This is a genomic window from Pseudomonas sp. GW822-FHT07A10, from assembly GCF_058798795.1.
Genome location: NZ_JBXAKV010000004.1, coordinates 293235 through 316001 on the forward strand (window position 1 = coordinate 293235; position 22767 = coordinate 316001).

Sequence of the window (22767 nt, forward strand, 5' to 3'; positions counted from 1 at the left end):
TTGTAGTCATGTTCTGCTTTGCAGGACTGGCCACGGCAGATGAAAAAAATATCCTGGTCAGCAGTGGCAGCTCCCAGGCAACTCCAATTGCCGTTGTGCCTTTCGGCTTCCAGGGCGGTAGCGTGCTGCCGGACGACATGGCTGAGATTATCGGTAACGACCTGCGCAATTCGGGTTACTACGCGCCGATTCCAAAGCAGAACATGATCAGCCAGCCAAGCCAGGCCAGCGAAATCATCTACCGTGACTTCAAGGCGGTGGGTGCCCAGTACGTCATGGTCGGCAGCATTGTTCCGGCGGGCGGTCGCCTGCAGGTGCAGTACGCACTGTTCAACGTCGCCACCGAGCAGCAAGTGCTGACCGGCAGCGTGTCGGGCGGCGTCGATCAACTGCGCGACATGGCGCACTACATCTCCGACCAGTCGTTCGAAAAACTCACCGGTATCAAAGGTGCGTTCTCGACACGTCTGCTGTACGTGACGGCCGAGCGTTTCTCCGAGAAGAACACTCGCTACACACTGCAACGTTCGGACTACGACGGTGCCCGTGCCGTGACGCTGCTGCAATCGCGCGAGCCAATCCTGTCGCCGCGTTTCGCACCGGATGGCAAGCGCATTGCCTACGTGTCGTTCGAGCAGAAGCGTCCGCGCATTTTCATGCAGAACATCGACACTGGTCGCCGTGAGCAGATCACCAACTTCGAAGGCCTGAATGGCGCGCCAGCCTGGTCGCCGGATGGCAATCGCCTGGCATTCGTATTGTCGAAAGACGGTAACCCGGACATCTACGTGATGAACCTGGGGTCGCGTCAGATCACCCGTGTCACCAATGGTCCTGGCATCAACACCGAACCGTTCTGGGGTAAGGATGGTTCGACCATCTACTTCACCTCCGACCGTGGCGGCAAGCCTCAGATCTATAAAACCAGCGCAGGCGGTGGTGGTGCGGAGCGTGTGACCTTCATTGGTAACTACAACGCCAACCCTAAACTGTCGGCCGATGAAAAGACCCTGGTGATGATTCACCGCCAGGACGGTTTCACCAACTTCAAGGTGGCGGCCCAGGATTTGCAGCGCGGTAGTGTAAAGATCCTCACTGATAGCACTCTGGACGAGTCTCCTACTGTTGCGCCCAACGGCACCATGGTAATCTACGCCACCCGCCAGCAGGGCCGGGGAGTCTTGATGCTCGTGTCTATTAATGGACGCGTGAGGCTCCCGCTTCCTACCGCACAAGGCGAAGTCAGAGAACCGTCCTGGTCCCCTTACCTGAACTGACGCGGCGCTATACGTTTTACTTAACACACTGGGGTTCATTAGGAGTTTCACGATGGAAATGCTGAAGTTTGGTAAATTTGCTGCGCTGGCTCTGGCCATGGCTGTAGCTGTAGGTTGCTCGTCCAAAGGCGGCGACAACGCCGGTGAAGGCGCTGTAGATCCAAACGCTGGTTACGGCGCTAACACTGGTGCAGTTGACGGCTCCCTGAGCGAAGAAGCTGCTCTGCGCGCAATCACCACCTTCTACTTCGAATACGACAGCTCGGACCTGAAGCCAGAAGCCATGCGCGCTCTGGACGTTCACGCCAAAGACCTGAAAGCAAACGGCGCTCGCGTTGTTCTGGAAGGCAACACCGACGAACGTGGTACTCGTGAGTACAACATGGCACTGGGCGAGCGTCGTGCGAAAGCCGTTCAGCGCTACCTGGTACTGCAAGGTGTTTCCCCAGCTCAGCTGGAACTGGTTTCCTACGGCGAAGAGCGTCCAGTTGCTACCGGCAACGACGAGCAGTCCTGGGCTCAAAACCGTCGCGTCGAACTGCGTAAGTAATTCGTCATGCGAACGTGCCGTCGTGCTGTAACTGTTTTGGCTCTCAGTCTCGCACCGCTTGCGGTGTGGGCTGCGGTTCCTGTGGTCGAGGACAACTCCGGCTATAACAATAGCGGGAGCAGTTATCCGCCTGCGGGTTACGGTACGAACGGCGCCTATGCCGGGGGAGGGGTTTCGGCCCCTGTCTCGGCACAGGGCGAGCTGTTCAACCAACTGCAATCGATGCAGGAGCAGATCTCGCGCCAACAAGGCATCATCGAGGTTCTGCAAAATGATGTAGCGCGCATGAAGCAAGAGAACCTGGAGCGATATCAGGATCTTGATCGGCGCATAGGAACCGGCGTTGCACCAGCCGCGACTCCTGATAATTCTTCCACCGGTGGCAATTTGAATGCCCCCGGTGCAGCAGCCGGCGCAGGTGCGGGAGCGGCTGCCGCTCAAGCCCCGGCCGCGGGTGGCGAACCGGCTGACCCGGCGAAGGAAAAACTGTATTACGATGCAGCCTTCGACCTGATCAAAGCCAAGGATTTCGACAAGGCCAGCCAGGCTTTCGCCGCATTCCTGCGCAAATACCCGAACAGCCAATACGCGGGCAATGCCCAGTACTGGTTGGGTGAAGTGAACCTGGCCAAAGGTGATCTGCAAGGTGCAGGTCAGGCATTTGCCAAGGTTTCGCAGTTGTACCCCAAGCACCCCAAAGTGCCTGATTCGCTGTACAAGCTCGCTGATGTAGAGCGTCGTCTCGGTCATACCGACCGGGTCAAAGGCATTCTGCAACAGGTCGTGTCCCAATATCCGGGCACTTCCGCCGCTCAGCTGGCGCAACGGGACTTGCAGCGCATGTAAGCCTGTTTGGCCCGTTTTGAAGAAACCCGCGCTTGTCGCGGGTTTTTTCGTTAGAATTCATGCCCTTTTTATGAAACACGCTTTTTGGGATCTGCGCGTTGGCGGGGTTCCTTGAAGTGCCTGACGGAGGCGGACAGCCTGTTTAGCTGTTACGCCCGTGGCGACTATGCAAGACACATTGAGAATCACCGAAGTTTTCTACTCGTTGCAGGGTGAAACGCGGACTGCCGGGCTGCCCACTGTTTTTGTGCGCCTGACCGGTTGCCCATTGCGTTGCCAATACTGCGACAGCGCCTACGCGTTCACTGGCGGCACCCTCCGCACGCTCGACGACATCCTCGAGCAAGTGGCCGGTTTTCGCCCGCGTTACGTCTGTGTCACGGGCGGTGAGCCCCTGGCGCAACCCAATGCCATTCCCTTGCTCAAGCAGTTGTGTGACGCCGGTTACGAAGTGTCGCTGGAAACCAGTGGTGCGCTGGACATCTCGGCGGTCGATCCACGGGTCAGTCGCGTCGTCGACCTGAAAACCCCGGGTTCGAAAGAAGCCCACCGCAACCGCTACGAGAACATCGAACTGCTCACGCCCAACGATCAGGTGAAGTTTGTCATCTGCTCGCGGGAAGACTATGACTGGGCCGTGTCCAAGCTGATTCAATACGGTTTGAACGAGCGTGCCGGCGAAGTCCTGTTCTCGCCGAGCCACCATGACCTGAATGCACGTGATCTCGCGGACTGGGTGGTGGCGGACAATCTGCCAGTGCGTCTGCAATTGCAGCTGCATAAATATCTTTGGAATGACGAGCCGGGGCGCTGAAATGACTGAACAACTGAACACTGCTGAAAAACGTGCGGTCATCCTGCTGTCCGGTGGCCTGGACTCGGCGACGGTCGTGGCCATGGCCCGTGCCGAAGGCTATAGCTGCTACACCATGAGCTTCGATTACGGTCAGCGCCACCGTGCCGAACTGCAGGCCGCCGAGCGTGTTGCCCGCGACTTGGGTGTGGTCGAGCACAAGGTGATCGGCCTGAACCTGAACGGTATCGGCGGCTCGGCCCTGACCGACAGTTCCATCGACGTACCGGAGGCGCCGAGCGAAGGCATTCCGGTGACTTATGTGCCGGCGCGCAACACGGTGTTTCTGTCCCTGGCGTTGGGATGGGCCGAAGTGCTGGGTGCGCGTGACATCTTTATCGGTGTCAACGCGGTGGATTACTCCGGTTACCCGGATTGCCGTCCCGAGTTCATCGAAGCCTTCGAGCGCATGGCTAATTTGGCGACCAAAGCCGGTGTAGAAGGGAATGGCTTCCGTATCCAGGCGCCCCTGCAGAACCTGAGCAAGGCGCAGATCGTTCAGGCGGGCGTGAAGCTTGGCGTCGATTACGGGCTGACCGTTTCCTGCTATCAGGCGGACGATAACGGCCGTGCTTGCGGTAAATGCGACAGCTGCCGTCTGCGTGCAGAAGGCTTTGCGGCGGCCGGAATCAGCGACCCGACACCTTATTTTTGATTTATTTCAAATTAGGTGTTGAATAGTCCTTAAAAATCAGTATTATACGCGCCACCACACAGCGGGTCGTTAGCTCAGTTGGTAGAGCAGTTGGCTTTTAACCAATTGGTCGTAGGTTCGAATCCCACACGACCCACCATTTTAAAAAATCTGGAAGGCCCACGTAAGTGAGGATTTCCGGGTTTTTTTTTGCCTGCGATTTGAGGTTGTCCTGGTTCGGGATCGCACCGAGTGACACAGGTCAGAATCATCTTTTGCATCCGCCGGATATTCTGTAGCCTTGCGCAGCTTCAACGCTGTCCGTGCCTGATGAATACTCACTCTCCCGGCGGTACCCCGAAGGGTCCGGAGCCGGGTGTATACTCGACTTTCGCGCGAAAGCGCCTGCAGGTCTTGCGAACATGACGCAGATTTCCGAACGCCTTCTGGTTCAAGCCCACCTCGACGCCAAGCAGCCCAAGCCGCTGACGGCCGAGGAAGAGGCTTATTACCGCACAGCCATCGCAGCCGAGCTCAAAGCTCAGGACGCGGTGCTGGTTGCCCACTTCTATTGCGATCCAGTCATTCAGGCCCTGGCCGAAGAAACCGGTGGCTGCGTCTCCGACTCTCTGGAGATGGCCCGCTTCGGCAATGCTCACCCGGCCAAGACCGTAGTGGTCGCCGGTGTGAAATTCATGGGTGAAACCGCGAAAATCCTCAACCCTGAAAAACGTGTGCTGATGCCGACCCTGGAAGCGACCTGCTCGCTGGACCTGGGTTGCCCGGTGGACGAGTTCTCGGCGTTCTGCGATCAGCACCCGGAACGCACGGTGGTGGTGTATGCCAACACCTCGGCGGCAGTCAAAGCCCGGGCGGATTGGGTGGTGACTTCCAGTTGCGCGCTGGAAATCGTCGAAAGCCTGATGGATAACGGCGAAACCATTATCTGGGGCCCGGACAAGCACCTGGGCACTTACATCCAGCGCCAGACCGGCGCCGACATGCTGCTGTGGGACGGTGCCTGCATCGTTCACGAAGAGTTCAAGGCCAAGCAGCTTGAAGACATGAAAGCGCTGTACCCGGACGCGGCCATTCTGGTGCATCCGGAGTCGCCGACCGCCGTGATCGAATTGGCCGATGCGGTGGGTTCCACCAGTCAGCTGATCGCTGCTGCGCAAAGCCTGCCGAACAAGACCCTGATCGTTGCCACCGACCGCGGCATCTTCTACAAGATGCAGCAGTTGTGCCCGGACAAGGTCTTTATCGAAGCGCCAACGGCCGGTAACGGCGCGGCTTGCCGCAGTTGCGCGCATTGCCCGTGGATGGCGATGAACACCCTTGAACGCACGCTGAAGAGCTTGAAGGAGGGGACCAACGAGATCTTCGTCGACCCGGCGTTGATTCCGCAGGCGATTCGGCCGTTGAAGCGGATGCTCGATTTCACGCAGGCGGCGCGGATGAAGCTGGCGGGTAACGCCTGATTCGTTGGCAGTGAGCCAAAAAAGCGCCCCGGTTTGATCGGGGCGTTTTTGCATCTGAGGATTATTTGGTCTTCTTCGGAATCCGCACCAACTGGGTGTTGGAGTAGATGTCATGCCAGCTGCGCTTCTGTTTGTCGAACAGCGACCAGAAGAACCCCAGCCCGAGGCATAACCAGGACGCGATCGACACCACAAAGCGCAGCAGCGCCTGCCACAGGCTGATGGATGAACCGTCGGCGTTTTGTACGCGGATGCACCACACCTGCATGCCCAGGGTCTGGCCCGACCAGGTCCAGAACTTGGCGAAGAAGCCGAACAGCACAAACAGCAGAACCGTCGACAGCAGTGGGTCACCGTCCAAGGCGCCGGCCTCGGTCAGGGTGCGCATCCGGTCTTCGCCGATGATCGCCATCTGGATCATCTTGTAAATGCCGCTGGTGACGATCAGCAGCGCGGTGCACAGCAGGAAGTCGTAGAACATCGCTGCCAGGCGACGACCCAGGCCTGCGGCGGGAAAGTCGCCTTGGGGGTTGAGCAGGTGTTTCGACATGGCTGCCTCTGAACGGAAAAAAGAAGCCATTTTACGGATTTGCGCGCACAAAAAAGCCCCTGATGTCACCATCAGGGGCTTTTTCGTAACAGAAGATTAGCCTTCTGCTTGTACTTCGTCAGCCTGCATGCCTTTCTGGCCTTGCACAGCAACGAACGTCACTTTCTGGCCTTCTTTCAGGCTCTTGAAGCCGTTGCCCTGAATAGCGCGGAAATGCACGAACAGATCCGGACCGCTTTCTGGAGTGATAAAACCAAAACCTTTCTCGTCGTTAAACCACTTGACGGTACCGCTCTGACGTTGGGACATTTCTTATTTCCTTTGACGCAAAAATGAATGACAGTCTCCTTCTCGTGAAAGAGTACTGGGGCTGGTTGCAGGAGAGTAAGAAGACGTCGAGCGGGATGTAGCTAACTTGTAGGCTACTGCCCAGGTCACGATTTCCAAGCGACCCATGCAAACACAGTGAACAAACTCTACGCCAACTACGGGAGAAAAAACAAGCCCCGCGAAGGCCCGGATTTCCTCAGGTTGATGGCAATTAGAGTGGTCACTAGTGCGGGCTTATTCGATCGAGTTGTTCATTGCTTTTCGATTGTTATAAGTAACGTTCATAAACGAAACGTATGCACTATTTTATGGCGGTTGCGTTACAGATTAGTGCACTGTTAACGCAACCGCGTTACTTATAGAAACAGTCAATCAGCCACGATAGTAGCGTTGTGGAACAAATGGCATTTTGCTTACAAGCAAAGGCACCTTTTTCCCACGCACAATGGCCCAAACTGGCGTTTCCAAAACGGTATAAGCGCTGTCGAGGTAACCCATGGCCAAAGGACCGCCCAAGGTCGGACCGAAGCCGCCGCTGCAGACGCTGCCGATGATTTCGCCAGCTTCGTTGACGATCTCTGCACCTTCACGCACCGGTGTACGTTCCTGCGGCAGCAGGCCAACGCGTTTGCGACTGACACCGGTTTGCTGTTGGGCGAACACGGTTTCGGCGCCAGGGAAGCCGCCGGCCCGTGCACCATCGGCACGACGAACCTTGGAGATGGCCCACAACAGGCTTGCTTCGATCGGCGTGGTTTCGGTGTTCATGTCGTGGCCGTAGAGGCACAGGCCGGCTTCCAGGCGCAGGGAATCGCGGGCGCCGAGGCCGATGGCCTCCACTTCCGGTTCGGCCAGCAGGGCGCGAGCCAGCGCTTCGGCGTTGGCCGCCGGTACGGAGATTTCGTAACCGTCTTCACCGGTGTAGCCCGAACGGCTGACAAAGCAGTCCACGCCCAACAGTTTCACGCGGGTGAACTGCATGAAGGTCATCTTCGCAACTTCCGGTGCCAGGCGTGCGAGCACGGTGACGGCAGCCGGGCCTTGCAGAGCGAGCAGGGCACGCTCTTCGAACAGCGGTTCAATGGTGCACTGGTCGCCGATGTGCTTGCGCAGGTGCGCCAAGTCCTGGTCCTTGCAGGCGGCGTTGACCACCAGGAACAGTTCGTCATTACCGAGGTTGGCGACCATCAGGTCGTCGAGGATGCCACCGGCCTCGTTGGTGAACATCGCGTAACGCTGCATGCCCACCGGCAGGTCGATGATGTCCACCGGTACCAGGGTTTCCAGGGCTTTGGCGGCGTTGGCACCGGTCAGGCGGATCTGGCCCATGTGCGACACATCGAACAGCCCGGCCTGATCACGGGTGTGCTGGTGTTCTTTCATCACGCCCAACGGGTATTGCACCGGCATGTCATAACCGGCGAACGGCACCATGCGGGCGCCGAGTTCGAGGTGCAGTGCGTGCAACGGGGTCTTCAACAGTTGTTCGGTGGACATATACAGCTCCTGAAAATAGTGCAGATGCGCGCATCAGCACTCGATAATGTTGACCGCCAAACCGCCACGGGCGGTTTCCTTGTATTTGCTTTTCATGTCGGCGCCGGTCTGGCGCATGGTGCGGATGACCTTGTCGAGGGAGACGAAGTGCTGACCGTCGCCACGCAGGGCCATGCGCACCGCATTGATGGCCTTGACCGAACCCATGGCGTTGCGCTCGATGCAAGGCACTTGCACCAGTCCGCCAATCGGGTCGCAGGTCAGGCCGAGGTTGTGTTCCATGCCGATTTCGGCCGCGTTTTCCACCTGCTGCACCGTACCGCCCAGCACTTCGCACAAGGCGCCGGCCGCCATGGAACATGCAACGCCGACTTCACCCTGACAGCCGACTTCGGCGCCAGAGATCGAGGCGTTTTCCTTGTACAGAATGCCAATCGCAGCAGCTGTCAGTAGAAAACGCACCACGCCGTCTTCGTTGGCACCGGGGATGAAGCGCATGTAGTAATGCAGCACCGCCGGGATAATGCCGGCTGCACCATTGGTGGGCGCAGTGACCACGCGTCCGCCGTTGGCGTTTTCTTCGTTGACCGCCAGGGCGTACAGGTTGACCCAGTCCAGCACCGACAGTGGATCGCGCAGCGACGATTCCGGGTTTTTGCACAGTTGCCGATGCAGCGCCGCCGCCCGCCGTTTGACCTTCAGCCCACCGGGCAGGATGCCTTCGTTGCGGCAACCGGCGGCGACGCAGTCTTGCATCACTTGCCAGATCTTCAGCAGCCCGGCGCGGGTTTCCGCTTCCGGGCGCCAGGCGCTTTCGTTGGTCAGCATCACCTGACTGATCGATAAACCGTAAGTGCTGCAGTGACCAAGCAGGTCCTTGGCGCTTTTGAACGGGAAGGTCAGCGGTGTGGCGTCTTCAACGATGCGATCGGCACCGGCCGCGTCTTCATCGACCACGAACCCGCCACCGACCGAGTAATACTCGCGGCTGCGCACTTGCAGGCCGGCCGCGTCGAACGCGCGAAAGATCATGCCGTTGGGGTGATAGGCCAACGGTTTACGAATCATTGCCAGGTGTTCTTTCTCGTTGAACGCGATGCTGTGTTCACCGAGCAGGTTCAAGCGACCGCTGCTGCGAATCTCTTGCAGGCGGGCGGTGACGGTTTCGGTGTCCACGGTGTCCGGGTGTTCGCCTTCCAAGCCCAGCAATACGGCCTTGTCGCTGCCGTGGCCTTTGCCGGTGGCGCCGAGCGAGCCGTAGAGCTCGACTTTGACGCAGGTGGTTGCCGATAGCAGCCCTTCACGGCGCAGACCTTCGGCGAAGCGCGCAGCGGCACGCATCGGGCCGACGGTGTGGGAGCTGGAGGGGCCGATACCAATTTTGAACAGGTCGAACACGCTTAACGACATGGTTGTTCTCCGGTTTCTTGTTATGAGGATCGACACAGATCCGATGGGGAACTGCGATCCTGTGGGAGCAGGCAAGCCAGCTCCCACAGGGGGAGTGCGGTGTTCTTGAAGGGGGCGAGTAACTCGCCCCCTATAGATCAAGCGTAGCTTTCGATCGACGGGCAGGCGCAGACCAGGTTGCGATCGCCAAACACGTTGTCGACGCGACCGACCGGCGGCCAGTACTTGGCTTCGATCAGCGACGCTACCGGGTAAACGGCTTGCTCGCGGCTGTACGGATGAGTCCACTCGCCGACGATTTCCGCAGCGGTGTGCGGGGCGTTTTTCAGCGGGTTGTCATCCTTGTCCAGCGTGCCGTTTTCCACCGCGCGGATTTCTTCGCGGATGCGGATCATGGCGTCGCAGAAGCGGTCCAGTTCTTCCTTGGATTCGCTTTCGGTCGGCTCGATCATCAACGTGCCGGCCACCGGGAACGACATGGTCGGGGCGTGGAAGCCGAAGTCGATCAGGCGCTTGGCCACGTCATCGACGCTGATGCCGCTGCTGTCTTTCAGCGGACGCAGGTCGAGGATGCATTCGTGCGCCACCAGACCGTTGCTGCCGGTGTACAGCACTGGATAGTGCTCTTCGAGGCGACGGGAAATGTAATTGGCATTCAGGATCGCCAATTGCGAAGCGCGCTTGAGGCCGGCGCCACCCATCATTCGAATGTACATCCAGGTGATCGGCAGAATGCTCGCGCTGCCGAACGGTGCCGCGCAGACCGCGCCTTCCTTGCGTTCCATCTGGGCGTGGCCCGGCAGGAATGGCGTCAGGTGCGACTTGACGCCAATCGGGCCGACGCCCGGGCCGCCACCGCCGTGTGGGATGCAGAAGGTTTTGTGCAGGTTCAGGTGCGATACGTCGCCGCCGAACTTGCCCGGTGCGCAGAGGCCGACCATGGCGTTCATGTTCGCGCCATCGATATACACCTGGCCGCCGTTGTCGTGAATGATGCCGCAGATTTCACGGATGCCTTCTTCGAACACGCCGTGGGTCGACGGGTAGGTGATCATCAGCGCGGCGAGGTGTTCGCGGTGCTCGATGGCCTTGGCACGCAGGTCTTCGATGTCGACGTTGCCGCGGGCATCGCACGCGGTCACAACCACACGCATGCCGGCCATGTTGGCGGTGGCCGGGTTGGTGCCGTGGGCGGACGACGGGATCAGGCAGATGTCGCGACGGTCTTCGCCACGGCTCTGGTGGTAGGCACGAATCGCCAACAGACCGGCGTATTCACCCTGGGAACCGGCGTTCGGTTGCAGGGAGATCGAGTCGTAACCGGTGGCGGCGCAGAGCATCGCTTCCAGTTCATCGGTCAGTTGCTGATAGCCGGCGCTTTGCTCGGCCGGAGCGAACGGGTGCAGGGCACCGAATTCAGCCCAGGTCACCGGGATCATTTCGCTGGCGGCGTTGAGTTTCATGGTGCAGGAACCCAGCGGGATCATGGTGCGATCCAGGGCCAGGTCCTTGTCCGCCAGTTTGCGCAGGTAGCGCATCAGCTCGGTTTCGGAGTGATAACGGTTGAACACCGGGTGGCTGAGGATTGGCGATTGGCGAACCAGTGCGGCCGGGAGGGTGCTTTGGACCGAAGCGGCCAATGCAGCGAAGTCCGGCAGTGCCTTGCCGTCGGCCAGCAGGCTCCACAGGGTTTCGACGTCAGCCTGGCTGCTGGTTTCGTCGAGGGACAGACCCAGACGCTCAGCATCGACCACGCGCAGGTTGATCTTCTGCGCATGAGCCTTGTCGTGCAGGGCCGCCGTTTGCGCGCCGGTTTTGATCGTCAAGGTGTCGAAGAAGCTGGCTTGCTCGACGCTCAGGCCCAGTGCGCTCAAGCCTTTGGCGAGGATCGCGGTCAGGTGATGAATGCGATTGGCGATCTGCGTCAGGCCTTTCGGGCCGTGGTACACGGCGTACATGCTGGCGATGTTGGCCAACAGAACCTGGGCGGTGCAGATGTTGCTGGTGGCTTTCTCGCGACGGATATGTTGCTCGCGGGTCTGCATGGCCAGGCGCAGGGCCGGCTTGCCGAAACGGTCCACGGAAACGCCGACCAGACGGCCCGGCATGTCGCGCTTGAACGCATCCTTGGTGGAGAAGTACGCTGCGTGCGGGCCACCGAAGCCCAGCGGAACGCCGAAGCGTTGCGCGCTGCCGATGGCCACGTCGGCGCCGAACTCGCCCGGCGGGGTCAGCACGGTCAGGGCCAGCAGGTCAGCAGCGACCGCGACCAGCGCATTCGCCGCGTGGAAGCGCTCGGTCAGTTCGCGGTAGTCGAACACGTCACCGTTGCTGGCCGGGTATTGCAACAAGGCGCCGAAGAACGGCGTCACGTCGGTCAGTTCACGCTCGTCGCCCACCACAACGTCGATGCCCAAAGGCTCGGCACGGGTGCGCAAAACGTCGAGGGTTTGCGGGTGGCAATGAACGGAGGCGAAGAAGGCGTGGCTGCCTTTGTTCTTGCTCAGGCGTTTGCAGAAGGTCATGGCTTCGGCAGCAGCGGTGGCTTCGTCCAGCAGCGAGGCGTTGGCGATCGGCAGGCCGGTCAGGTCGCTGATCAGGGTCTGGAAGTTCAACAGCGCTTCGAGACGGCCCTGGGAGATTTCTGGCTGGTATGGGGTGTAGGCGGTGTACCAGGCCGGATTTTCCAGCAGGTTGCGCAGGATCGGCGACGGCGTGTGAGTGCCGTAGTAGCCCTGACCGATGTAAGTCTTGAACAGCTGGTTTTTACCGGCGATGGATTTGATCAACGCCAGGGCATCGGCTTCGCTCAGGCCGTCTTCAAGGCCGAGGATGCTGGTGCCTTTGATACTGTCGGGAATCACGCTGGCGCTCAGGGCTTCCAGGGAATCAAAGCCCAGGCTGTTGAGCATGGCTTGCTCATCACCTGCGCGCGGGCCGATGTGGCGGGTGATGAATTCGTTGGCGGTCGTCAGATTGACTTGAGTCATGTCAGCGCTCCTCAGGCTTGGGCAATCAGACGGTCGTAAGCGTCTTGATCCAGCAGTTGGCCGACAGCCGAGGCGTCGGTTGGCTTGAAGCGGAAGAACCAGCCTTCGCCCAGCGGATCTTCGTTGACCAGTTCAGGGCTGCTATCGAGGGCCGGGTTGGTCTCGACCACTTCTCCGTCCAGAGGCATGTACACACCGCTGGCAGCTTTTACCGATTCCACTGTGGCGGCTTCTGCGCCTTTGTCGTAGGACTGCAGCTCAGGCAGTTGTACGAAAACCACGTCGCCCAGTGCGTTCTGTGCGAAAGCGGTGATGCCGACCGTAACGGTGCCGTCAGCTTCGGTGCGCAGCCATTCGTGATCTTCAGTAAAACGCAACTCGCTCATGGAAACTCCTAAGGGGGCCAGACTCGTCTGGTGGACGCGATGGAATGCAGGGGCAAAAACCCTGCTTTATAGGAGGTTACTAAGCAAAAAGGCGGCCAATGTTATTTTTATGTTTAAAAACAGCAACTTAGATGTTTGCGTAAACCGTTGTGTTTCTGCGGCTGTAGCGAAATCGCTACAGCTTGAAGCAAAGAAAAAAGCCTAGGTGGATCAAAGCCTTGCACGGCGCTGATTGGGAGAGGGTGTATCGATATCATTCCACTGTAGCGCTTTCAGTACAGATGGAGGTCGCTTTTTGGCATGGTTTTGAAGGCGGCAAAAACCTGCGGGAGCGGCGGTCTATGGTGTTTAGAGAGATAGCCTTTCAGCCACAAGCCTCACGGCTTATTGGGAATGCCGTACTTGCGTAACCGATGGGCAATCGCGGTGTGGGAGGTTTGCAGGCGGCTGGCCAGTTGGCGGGTCGAGGGGTAGCTGACGTAGAGCTTTTCCAGCAGGTCCTTCTCGAACGCTTCCATGGCCTGTTCGAGGCTGTCGACCTCGATGTCGCTCTGGCGCGCCACAGAGGTGCCGGCGATGTCGAGGTCGCCGATGTCCACCAGGCTGCTTTCGCAAATCGCCGCGGCGCGGAAGATCACGTTCTGCAATTGCCGTACGTTGCCTGGCCAGCGATTGCCTAGCAGCGCCGGGTAAGTGCCGGGGGCCAGGCGACAGACCGGACGCTGGATCTGCGCGCAGGCCTGCTGCATGAAGTAACGCGCCAGCAGCAGAATGTCCTGGCCGCGCTCGCGCAGGGGCGGGACTTCGACATTCAGCACGTTGAGGCGATAGAACAGGTCTTCGCGGAAAGTGCCTTCGCTGACCATTTTTTCCAGGTCGCGATGGGTCGCGCTGAGGATCCGCACGTTGACCTTCACTTCGCGATCGCCGCCAACCCTACGGAAGCTGCCGTCGTTGAGAAAACGCAGCAGTTTCGCCTGCAAATACGGCGACATTTCACCGATCTCGTCGAGAAATACCGTGCCCTGGTTGGCCAGCTCCATCAGCCCCGGCTTGCCGCCCCGTTGCGCCCCGGTGAAAGCGCCGGGGGCGTAGCCGAACAGTTCGCTTTCGGCGAGGTTTTCCGGCAGTGCCGCGCAGTTCAAGGCCAGGAACGGCGAACTGTGGCGGGCGCTGATGGCGTGGCAGGCACGGGCCACCAGTTCTTTGCCGGTGCCGGTTTCACCCTGGATCAGCAACGGTGCATCAAGGGCTGCGACTCGTTGGGCGCGGGCCTTGAGCGTACGAATCGCCGGGGATTCGCCGAGCAGGGCATCGAAACCTTCAGCGTGATCGTGGTGCAGCGCCGAGAGGCGTTCACCAATGCGGTTCGGTTGATACAGGGTCAGCAGGGCGCCGGCGTCGGTGATCGGCGTGGCATCCAGCAGCAGGGTTTGACCGTTGACGGTGATCTCGCGCAGCGGCAGGCGGAAGCCGTTTTCCAGCAATGTGTCGAGCAGCGCCGGGTCGGCAAACAGCTCGCTGATGCTTTCACCCGCCGGTTCGCGACCGTACAGGGCAATCAGTGCCGGGTTGGCCAGCAGCACCTTGCCGGCGCTGTCCAGGGCCAGCACCGGGTCGGTCATGGCGGCGAGCAGCGCATCGAGCTGCAAGTGACGGCGTTGACCGGGAAGGATGTCGACCACCGTCACCGCTTGCACGCCATGCACGTTGAACAGCGCATCGCGCAGCTCTTCGAGCACGGCCGGGCTCAAGGTCGGGGCGTCGATGTAGACATTGGGCGGCACCATTTCCACCGCATCCAGATTGAGATTACGCCCACCGAGCAGGGCCAGGACTTCCTGGGTGATACCGACGCGGTCGATGAAACTGACGTGGATGCGCATGGGGCGGTTTGGTTCTGGAGTGCGGAGGGTGGCAAGTATGCCTTGGGGCGGGCCAATGGTGAAATCCTGCACGGGACTTCATGACAACGATGATCTCCTGTGGGAGCGGGCAAGCCCCGCTCCCACAGGTTCAGCGTTCACCGTTTTATCCCAGGTGTTCAGGTTTGACCGGGTCGCCGGATTTGACGTCGAGTTGGGCCCGCACGTCTTCAAACATTTCGTCGTAGTACTTGTGCATGGCGCCGATGTTGGCGGTCTTGGGCATGCCGTACTTTTGCGCGATGCGCGTGGCGTGGCGGGCAAAGTCGAAGGCCTGGTCCTTGGGCAGATAAAACGCTTCATTTAGCTCCTTGCCCTCGACCGAACCACGCAGCGTGAAGAGCATGCCTTGGCCTTCCTTGGGATCCTGAGCAATTTTGTATTCGATGTGCAGGTTGTAGCTGTAATCGTCCTTGTTCAGCGCATGGCGCTCGATGTGCAGGTGTCCGGGTTCGAACGTAGCCATTGGCGTCTCTCCTTCAAAGGCATTGAATCAGGGCAGACCTCACGCCTGCCCCCCTGCGTTTCTTTCTATTCGTTTCTTTCTATTGATAACTGATGCCAGGCGTCGCTGTGCTGATACGGGTGCCGGCCTTGCCCTGGATGATCGCTTCGATGTCCGAGAGTGAACCGATTACCGCGACTTTCCCAGTATGGCGGGCGAACTCACAGGCCGCCTGGACCTTTGGTCCCATGGAGCCGGCGGCGAAGCCGAGTTTGTCCATTTCATCGGGGTGAGCCTGGGCGATGGCTTTCTGGGTGGGCTTGCCGAAATCGATGAACGCCGCATTGACGTCAGTGGCGATCACCAACAGATCGCTTTCCAACTGTTCGGCCAGCAGCGCCGAGCACAGGTCTTTGTCGATCACCGCTTCCACACCCTGCAGTTTGCCGTTGGCGTCGTAGATCGTCGGGATGCCGCCACCACCGGCGCAGATCACGATGCTGCCTTTTTCCAGCAGCCACTTGATCGGGCGGATTTCGAAGATACGTTTGGGTTTCGGGCTGGCGACCACGCGCCGGAACTTGTTGCCGTCCGGGGCGATGGCCCAGCCTTTTTCGGCGGCGAGTTTTTCTGCTTCGGCTTTGGTGTACACCGGGCCGATCGGTTTGCTGGGGGCCTGGAACGCCGGGTCGTTGGGGTCGACTTCGACCTGGGTCAGCAGGGTGGCGAACGGCACTTCGAAGTCCAGCAGGTTGCCCAGTTCCTGTTCGATGATGTAGCCGATCATGCCGTCGGTTTCGGCGCCGAGTACGTCCAGCGGGTAAGGCGAAACCTGGCTGTAGGCCGCCGCTTGCAGCGACAACAGGCCGATCTGCGGACCATTGCCGTGGGCAATCACCAGTTGGTTGCCGGGATGAATCTTGGCGATCTGTTCGGTGGCGATCCGGATGTTCGCGCGCTGGTTGTCCGCGGACATGGGCTCACCCCGGCGGAGCAGGGCGTTACCGCCCAGAGCAATGACGATACGCATAGTGCAGTCCTTCTAAATAGGGGCGGGCAATCTGATCTCCCTGATGATCGTTCCCACGGGGACCGTGGGAACGATCATGAGCAAGTGTTCAGCCGTCAGACATCCGCCAGCGCCGACACCAGAATAGCCTTGATGGTGTGCATACGGTTTTCCGCTTGCTCGAAGGCGATGTTGGCCGGCGATTCGAAGACTTCTTCAGTCACTTCAACCCCGTTGGCCAGGTTCGGATAACGCGCGGCGATGTCCTTGCCGACCTTGGTTTCGCTGTTGTGGAACGCCGGCAGGCAGTGCATGAACTTCACGCGCGGGTTGCCCGAGGCCTTCATCATGTCGGCGTTGACCTGGTACGGCAGCAGTTGCTCGATACGCTCGTCCCACGCTTCCACCGGCTCACCCATCGACACCCAGATGTCAGTGTGGATGAAGTCCACGCCCTTGACCGCGGCTTTCGGGTCTTCGGTGATGGTGATGCGCGCGCCGCTCTCTTCGGCGAAGGCTTTGCACTGATCGATGAAGTCCTGATGCGGCCACAGCGCTTTCGGCGCGGCGATGCGCACGTCCATGCCGAGTTTGGCGCCGATCATCAGCAACGAATTACCCATGTTGTAGCGCGCATCGCCGAGGTAGGCGTAGCTGATGTCGTGCAGCGGTTTGTCGCTGTGTTCGCGCATGGTCAGGGTATCGGCGATCATTTGCGTCGGGTGGAATTCAGCGGTCAGGCCGTTGAACACCGGTACGCCGGCGAACTTGGCCAGCTCTTCGACGATTTCCTGTTCGAAGCCACGGTACTCGATGGCGTCGAACATCCGCCCCAGCACGCGGGCGGTGTCCTTCATGCTTTCCTTGTGGCCGATCTGCGACGACACCGGGTCGATGTAGGTGACGTGGGCGCCCTGGTCATGGGCCGCGACTTCGAAGGCGCACCGGGTGCGGGTCGAGGTTTTTTCGAAGATCAGCGCGATGTTCTTGCCTTGCAGGTGCGGACGCTCGGTGCCGGTGTATTTGGCGCGCTTGAGGTCGCGGGACAGGTCCAGCAGGTAGTGCAGCTCGCGAGTGGTGTGGTGCATCAGCGAGAGCAGGCTGCGGTTGCGCATGTTGAAAGCCATGATTGGATCTCCTTGGGTTTCGGTTATCCCCTCGGCCGTGCTGGATAAGCATCGGCCAAGGCTCGAAAGTTAATAATCGATAGGGTCGCGAATGATCGGGCAGGTCATGCAGTGGCCACCGCCACGCCCGCGCCCGAGCTCACTGGCGCTGATGGTGATGACCTCGACGCCGGCCTTGCGCAGCAGGGTGTTGGTGTAGGTGTTGCGGTCGTAGCCGATGACCACGCCTGGCTCCACCGCCACCACGTTGTTGCCGTCGTCCCATTGCTCGCGTTCGGCGGCAAAGGCGTTACCGCCGGTTTCGACCACGCGCAGCGCCTTGAGGTTGAGGGCCTTGGCCACGGTGTCGAGGAAGCTGGTTTCTTCACGGCGCACGTCGATGCCGCCCGGTTTGCTTTCATCGGGGCGCAGGCTGAAGGCGACGATCTGCTTCACCACTTCCGGGAAAATCGTCACCAGGTCGCGGTCGCAGAAGCTGAACACGGTGTCCAGGTGCATCGCCGCGCGGGATTTCGGCAGGCCGGCGACGATGACGCGTTCCACGGCTTTGTTCTTGAACAGGTTGACCGCCAATTGGCCGATGGCCTGGCGGGACGAGCGCTCGCCCATGCCGATCAACACCACGCCGTTGCCGATCGGCATCACATCGCCGCCCTCAAGGGTGGCGTTGCCGTGGTCCTGGTCGGGGTCGCCGTACCAGATCTGGAAGTCGGCGTGGGTGAACTGCGGGTGGAATTTGTAAATGGCGGTGGCCAGCAGGGTTTCCTGACGGCGCGCCGGCCAGTACATCGGGTTCAGGGTCACGCCGCCGTAGATCCAGCACGTAGTGTCGCGGGTGAACTGAGTGTTGGGCAGCGGCGGCAGAATGAAGCTGGAGTGGCCGAGGAAGTCGCGGAACATCTGAATGGTCTTGCCGCCGAAACTGTCCGGCAGGTCATCGGCGGAAACCCCGCCGATGAGGAATTCGGCGATCTTGCGTGGCTCCAGGCTACGTAGCCAGGCCCCCACTTCATGGACCAGGCCGAGACCGACCGAATTGGCGGTGATCTTGCGCTCCAGAATCCAGTCCAGCGCTTCAGGCATCGCGACGATGTCGGTCAGCAGGTTGTGCATTTCCAGCACGTCGACACCACGCTCGCGCATTTTGGTGACGAAGTCGAAGTGGTCGCGTTTGGCTTGGGCGACCCACAGCACATCATCGAACAGCAGTTCGTCGCAGTTGTTCGGGGTCAGCCGCTGGTGGGCCAGGCCGGGGGAGCAAACCATGACTTTGCGCAGTTTGCCGGCTTCGGAATGGACGCCGTACTTAACTTTTTCCGTGGTCATTACCGTGTTCCTCCAGATCAAAACATTCAGGTGCTGCTTTTCATTACAGTGCTAAAGGGTCAGAAAGCCGGCATACAGCCCATAGGCCGCCACCAGGGCGCCTACGACGACGGCGGCGAAAATCAGCTTCTCGACGTTAGTGAAAACCGGTTTGTCGACTTCAAGTTTGGCCTTGGCGAACAGGATCGCACCGGGGGCATACAGCAGGGCGGAGAGCAGCAGGTATTTGACGCCGCCGGCGTACAGCAGCCAGATCGCGTAGATCAACGCGATGCCACCGACGATCAAATCTTTTCTGCGTTCGGCCAGGGCGTTTTCATAGCTCTCGCCGCGTACCGCCAGCAGCACGGCATAAGCCGCCGACCACAGGTACGGCACCAGAATCATCGAAGTGGCGAGGTAGATCAGCGACAGGTAAGTGCTGGCCGAAAACAGTGTGATGATCAGAAACAGCTGCACCATCGCGTTGGTCAGCCACAGCGCGTTGGCCGGTACAAGGTTGGCGTTTTCACGGCGCAAAAACGCCGGCATGGTGTGGTCCTTGGCGGCAGCGAACATGATCTCCGCGCACAGCAGCACCCACGACAGCAACGCCCCGAGCAAGGATATGATCAGGCCGACGCTGATCAGCACCGCGCCCCAATGACCGACCACATGTTCCAGCACCGCGGCCATCGACGGGTTCTGCAGTTTCGCCAACGCAGGTTGGGTCATGATCCCCAGAGACAACACGTTCACCAGCATCAGGAACAGCAGCACGGTGATGAAGCCGATGACGGTGGCTTTACCCACGTCGCTGCGTACTTCGGCACGGGCCGAGAAGATGCTCGCGCCTTCGATGCCGATGAACACCCACACGGTGACCAGCATCATGTTGCGCACCTGGTTCATCACACTGCCCAGGTCTGGGTTTTTGATGCCCCAGATGTCGGCGGTGAAGATCTCCAGTTTGAACGCGAACAAGGCGATCAACACGAACAGCAGCAGCGGTACGACCTTGGCGACGGTGGTCACCAGGTTGATGAACGCCGCTTCCTTGATTCCCCGTAAAACCAGAAAGTGCACGGCCCAAAGCAGCAGCGAAGCACCGATGACGGCGGCAGGAGTATTCCCCTCTCCAAATAGCGGGAAGAAGTAACCGAGGGTGCTGAACAACAGAACGAAATAACCCACATTGCCCAGCCAGGCACTGATCCAGTATCCCCAGGCTGACGAGAAACCCATGTAGTCGCCGAAACCGGCCTTGGCGTAGGCATAAACACCGCCATCCAGCTCAGGCTTGCGATTGGCCAGGGTCTGGAAGACGAAAGCGAGGGTCAACATGCCCACTGCGGTGATTACCCAACCAATAAGAACAGCACCGACATCAGCACTGGCGGCCATGTTCTGGGGCAAAGAAAAGATCCCGCCACCAATCATTGAACCGACCACTAACGCAACAAGCGCGCCGAGTTTCAGTTTTCCGGGGTTTTCAGACATTGCATGACTCCATTGCAGGAGAAGAGAGGCCACAGCGTAATTCCGTTGGCTGTTCAATCAGCTGATATAGATCAGTGCATGGGCACATTTCATTGTTATTGAAAGACTTATGTATCTTTGTCGGGCATACAGATGTTGATGTAAAAAAAGCAGGCGCTGAAGCTATAGATTATTCAGCGATAAATAAAAGACGCTATTGAGACTAATTGATTAAGGTTATTTCGCTTTATCTATTTAGTTAAAAGTCACTGCTTTGCAGCGTTGAGGTATTTGCAGTGACTGTTCTGGCCTCATCGCGGGCAAGCCACGCTCCCACAGGGTCACGCTGTACCTGTGGGAGCGGGCTTGCCCGCGATAGCTATCTGATGATCACCACCACTGCGCGCGATGGGCGCCCAGTTCCCCGGCCGGCAGCGCCCATTGCAGTGGCGTCCCGGTGATCTTCAACGGCACCTGCAACCGATGGGCCGGTCCCCACGGCGTTTGCTCAATCAACATCCCTTGATCGAGGTCATCCTCTGCGCGCAATGGCTCGTTGGTTCCGGCGCCATGTTCGATCAACAGCTTCGCCGTCCGTGCCAGCGACAACCGCGCAGAACCACCGTGCCCCAATAGCTTGATCGCACTGGCCGCCATTAAATACCCGGTGGCGTGATCAAGGGCCTGGACCGGCAGCGGTGTCGGTTTATCCGCCTTCTTCCAGTGCATGCCCGCGTCGGCAATCCCGCTGCTCATCTGCACCAGGCTGTCGAAGCCGCGACGGTTCTGCCAAGGGCCGCTCCAGCCGTAAGCGTTGAGGCAAACATCGATCAGGCCCGGGGCCAGTGCCTGGCGTTGGGCGATGCCGTAACCCAGGCGTTCCAAGGCATCGGCGCGGTAGCCGTGGAGCAGGATGTCGGCGTCCTTGAGTAGGCTTTCGAACACCGCGCGATCGGCTTTGTCGTGCAGATCCAGGCGCGCACAGCGTTTGCCCAAGGTGACTTCCGGCACCACCCCCGGTTCGTTCCAGGTCGGTGGGTCGATGCGCAGCACATCGGCGCCGAGCCCGGCGAGGAAGCGGCTGGCGATCGGGCCGGCGAGTACTCGCGTGAGGTCCAGCACCTTGATCCCGGCCAACGGTTGCGCCACCGAGCCTTTCCACGGTTTGGCGTTCTGGCTGCCATCGGCGCTGAATTGGATCAACGGTTCGGCGTTCACGGCTTGACCTTGGGGATGAGCTTGCCATTGCTTCCAACTGCGCATTTCGGCGGCGCATCCACCGGCCGCGACCACCGCTTGTTCCAGATCGCTTTTCGCCCACTGAGCCACTTTGCTCGCCATCGCTGCGCGGTCGGCACAGGCGCCGAGCACTGATTCAGCAGCGGCGCGGTGATGGGGCGCGTTGGTGTGCAGGCGGATCCAGCCGTCCTTGGTCGCGTAGTCGCCGGCGACCGGGTCCCACAGCGGCGGGACGCTCCAGCCCATGGGGCGGATCGAGGTGGCGAACCAGAACGACGCCAGGCGGCGGTCGACTTCAAGGGTGGGCAAGCGACCGGTTTGTTGATGCAGCAGTTCGCTGGCGGCCTGGCCGGCGGCAGCAATGCTGGCGCAAGCCAGATCGGTCACGGCAAACGCCGAGGGCAGGGCGCCGCTCGAGGTGAACGGGATTGGGGTGTGGGGCAAGCCGAGTGCGGCTTGAATGGACGTGAGTAAATCAGTCATCGAAGGCCCTCCGGAACGAGAGCCCGAGCATAGTTCAAAAAGACGGCTCGGCCAGATGAAATCCTGTGGGAGCAAGACCGATCTGTCAGGGTATTCATCGATTTCCGAGCGCCAATACACACGATCCAGAATGAATGTTTAACGACACCCTGTGTTACGTCCTAAAGCCCACGAAACCTTGCGCCGTTGCCTACGCCTGCGCCAGAATCCGCCGGCTTGTGCGCCTTGGGGCCGGTCGGTAACTTGATTCGCATCACTGATTCCCAGTGATCGGGTTTAGCAGCCCGGCTCTTCATCCCGGTTGTACAAGTCTTATCCAGTCAGGCATTCGCCTGCGCTCGATGGTGGCTGTGCGCATGGCACCTTCGGGTGCGCCGGGTTTGGGGTTACCGGTCTGCTAACTTGCGCACAGCTGCCACCCTTTCGTTTAGCAGCGAGATGGTTGCGGCCTTACTGGAGATACCCCATGTTCAAAGTAACGCCTAATCCACCGGTCACCGACCCGGTCTCCCCCTACGAATCCCCCGATTCCAGAAAACTCAACGAAGCCGCCGAGCGCGCCCTCGACCATTACCTCAACCCGGCGGCCACGGTCATGGCCACACCCTACCAACCCAACAAGCTGTACCTGGCCAACCCGGCGGCCGCCACCGAGCCGATGCTGGTCAACGCCAGCGAAACCCTGGGCTCGGCCACCGTCATGCTCAACGACTTCGCGGCTTTGCTTGAAGGCACTCACCGCAAAACCTTGCTGGGCATCGCGCAGGTGGTGATGCTGGCTGAACTGGCTGTGAATCAGGTGTTGGATAAGGTAGTGCCAACTGAGTAATTCCCAGTGGCCGGGGGGACTGTTGGCTGAGTTCAGAGTTTGAGTTGGCTGACTTGACGCCTTCGCGGGCAAGCCTCGCTCCTACGAGGATATGCATTCCCCTGTGGGAGCTGCTGCAACAG

Annotated in this window: 21 protein-coding genes and 1 tRNA gene; 9 read left to right on the plus strand and 13 right to left on the minus strand. The window is 59.8% G+C overall.

What is annotated here, in order from left to right:
• Nucleotides 1-8 precede the first annotated feature (8 nt).
• The 7 genes from tolB to nadA all read left to right on the plus strand — a co-directional run bounded on the left by tolB (nucleotide 9) and on the right by nadA (nucleotide 5641).
• Complete coding sequence (gene tolB / locus AC1RL4_RS09640; protein ID WP_018926495.1) at nucleotides 9-1277, plus strand: Tol-Pal system beta propeller repeat protein TolB; 1269 nt, start codon at nucleotides 9-11, stop codon at nucleotides 1275-1277.
• Between the two features lie 52 nt (nucleotides 1278-1329).
• Nucleotides 1330-1827 carry a peptidoglycan-associated lipoprotein Pal gene (gene pal, locus AC1RL4_RS09645; protein ID WP_003178634.1) on the plus strand — a complete coding sequence of 166 codons (498 nt, stop codon included), beginning with the start codon at nucleotides 1330-1332 and terminating at the stop codon, nucleotides 1825-1827.
• Between the two features lie 6 nt (nucleotides 1828-1833).
• Nucleotides 1834-2673, plus strand: a complete 840-nt coding sequence (ybgF, locus tag AC1RL4_RS09650) for a tol-pal system protein YbgF (protein ID WP_026331869.1) — start codon at nucleotides 1834-1836, stop codon at nucleotides 2671-2673.
• 166 nt (nucleotides 2674-2839) lie between these two features.
• Nucleotides 2840-3487: a 7-carboxy-7-deazaguanine synthase QueE gene (queE, locus tag AC1RL4_RS09655; RefSeq protein WP_018926493.1), complete on the plus strand. Its 648-nt coding sequence runs from the start codon at nucleotides 2840-2842 to the stop codon at nucleotides 3485-3487.
• A 1-nt stretch (nucleotide 3488) separates the two neighbouring features.
• Nucleotides 3489-4181, plus strand: coding sequence for a 7-cyano-7-deazaguanine synthase QueC (gene queC / locus AC1RL4_RS09660; protein ID WP_019581478.1), 693 nt, complete (start codon nucleotides 3489-3491; stop codon nucleotides 4179-4181).
• Between the two features lie 63 nt (nucleotides 4182-4244).
• Nucleotides 4245-4320 (plus strand) — tRNA-Lys (locus AC1RL4_RS09665).
• 262 nt (nucleotides 4321-4582) lie between these two features.
• Complete coding sequence (nadA, locus tag AC1RL4_RS09670) at nucleotides 4583-5641, plus strand: quinolinate synthase NadA (protein ID WP_018926491.1); 1059 nt, start codon at nucleotides 4583-4585, stop codon at nucleotides 5639-5641.
• 61 nt (nucleotides 5642-5702) lie between these two features.
• Here nadA and AC1RL4_RS09675 read toward each other — a convergent pair whose 3' ends face one another.
• The 6 genes from AC1RL4_RS09675 to gcvH form a co-directional block, all read right to left on the minus strand.
• On the minus strand, nucleotides 5703-6191 hold the full coding sequence (locus AC1RL4_RS09675) for an RDD family protein (RefSeq protein WP_019581477.1): 489 nt from the start codon (nucleotides 6189-6191) through the stop codon (nucleotides 5703-5705).
• A gap of 96 nt (nucleotides 6192-6287) precedes the next feature.
• A complete protein-coding gene (locus AC1RL4_RS09680) occupies nucleotides 6288-6500 on the minus strand; it encodes a cold-shock protein (RefSeq protein WP_007934683.1) in 213 nt (70 codons plus the stop codon).
• Nucleotides 6501-6893: 393 nt separating this feature from the next.
• Nucleotides 6894-8018 (minus strand): glycine cleavage system aminomethyltransferase GcvT, encoded by a 1125-nt coding sequence (gene gcvT / locus AC1RL4_RS09685; protein ID WP_019581476.1) that lies wholly within the window; start codon nucleotides 8016-8018, stop codon nucleotides 6894-6896.
• Between the two features lie 33 nt (nucleotides 8019-8051).
• Entirely contained in the window at nucleotides 8052-9428 is a 1377-nt protein-coding gene (locus tag AC1RL4_RS09690) for an L-serine ammonia-lyase (RefSeq protein ID WP_018926488.1), read from the minus strand.
• A gap of 137 nt (nucleotides 9429-9565) precedes the next feature.
• Nucleotides 9566-12418 carry an aminomethyl-transferring glycine dehydrogenase gene (gcvP, locus tag AC1RL4_RS09695; RefSeq protein WP_230175470.1) on the minus strand — a complete coding sequence of 951 codons (2853 nt, stop codon included), beginning with the start codon at nucleotides 12416-12418 and terminating at the stop codon, nucleotides 9566-9568.
• Nucleotides 12419-12429: 11 nt separating this feature from the next.
• Nucleotides 12430-12804, minus strand: coding sequence for a glycine cleavage system protein GcvH (gene gcvH / locus AC1RL4_RS09700; RefSeq protein ID WP_018926486.1), 375 nt, complete (start codon nucleotides 12802-12804; stop codon nucleotides 12430-12432).
• On the opposite strand from gcvH, the gene AC1RL4_RS09705 reads away from it, so the two are divergent.
• The gene (locus AC1RL4_RS09705) at nucleotides 12803-13009 is read left to right on the plus strand and encodes a hypothetical protein (RefSeq protein ID WP_155954627.1); all 207 of its coding nucleotides are present in this window, start codon (nucleotides 12803-12805) and stop codon (nucleotides 13007-13009) included. The two genes, gcvH and AC1RL4_RS09705, sit on opposite strands and share 2 nt — an antisense overlap.
• A gap of 172 nt (nucleotides 13010-13181) precedes the next feature.
• Here AC1RL4_RS09705 and gcsR read toward each other — a convergent pair whose 3' ends face one another.
• From gcsR to AC1RL4_RS09740, 7 genes are all read right to left on the minus strand, one after another.
• Nucleotides 13182-14690 (minus strand): transcriptional regulator GcsR, encoded by a 1509-nt coding sequence (gene gcsR, locus AC1RL4_RS09710; protein ID WP_019651448.1) that lies wholly within the window; start codon nucleotides 14688-14690, stop codon nucleotides 13182-13184.
• 145 nt (nucleotides 14691-14835) lie between these two features.
• Nucleotides 14836-15195 (minus strand): DUF5064 family protein, encoded by a 360-nt coding sequence (locus AC1RL4_RS09715; RefSeq protein WP_018926483.1) that lies wholly within the window; start codon nucleotides 15193-15195, stop codon nucleotides 14836-14838.
• A 79-nt stretch (nucleotides 15196-15274) separates the two neighbouring features.
• Entirely contained in the window at nucleotides 15275-16204 is a 930-nt protein-coding gene (gene arcC, locus AC1RL4_RS09720) for a carbamate kinase (protein ID WP_493119573.1), read from the minus strand.
• Nucleotides 16205-16299: 95 nt separating this feature from the next.
• Entirely contained in the window at nucleotides 16300-17310 is a 1011-nt protein-coding gene (locus tag AC1RL4_RS09725) for an ornithine carbamoyltransferase (RefSeq protein WP_105346555.1), read from the minus strand.
• Nucleotides 17311-17379: 69 nt separating this feature from the next.
• Nucleotides 17380-18636 carry an arginine deiminase gene (arcA, locus tag AC1RL4_RS09730; RefSeq protein ID WP_230175472.1) on the minus strand — a complete coding sequence of 419 codons (1257 nt, stop codon included), beginning with the start codon at nucleotides 18634-18636 and terminating at the stop codon, nucleotides 17380-17382.
• 51 nt (nucleotides 18637-18687) lie between these two features.
• Nucleotides 18688-20115, minus strand: a complete 1428-nt coding sequence (gene arcD / locus AC1RL4_RS09735; protein WP_493119575.1) for an arginine-ornithine antiporter — start codon at nucleotides 20113-20115, stop codon at nucleotides 18688-18690.
• A gap of 369 nt (nucleotides 20116-20484) precedes the next feature.
• Nucleotides 20485-21816, minus strand: coding sequence for a CoA transferase (locus AC1RL4_RS09740; protein ID WP_204124644.1), 1332 nt, complete (start codon nucleotides 21814-21816; stop codon nucleotides 20485-20487).
• Nucleotides 21817-22282: 466 nt separating this feature from the next.
• On the opposite strand from AC1RL4_RS09740, the gene AC1RL4_RS09745 reads away from it, so the two are divergent.
• On the plus strand, nucleotides 22283-22645 hold the full coding sequence (locus tag AC1RL4_RS09745; protein WP_477813411.1) for a DUF6124 family protein: 363 nt from the start codon (nucleotides 22283-22285) through the stop codon (nucleotides 22643-22645).
• Nucleotides 22646-22767 lie beyond the last annotated feature (122 nt).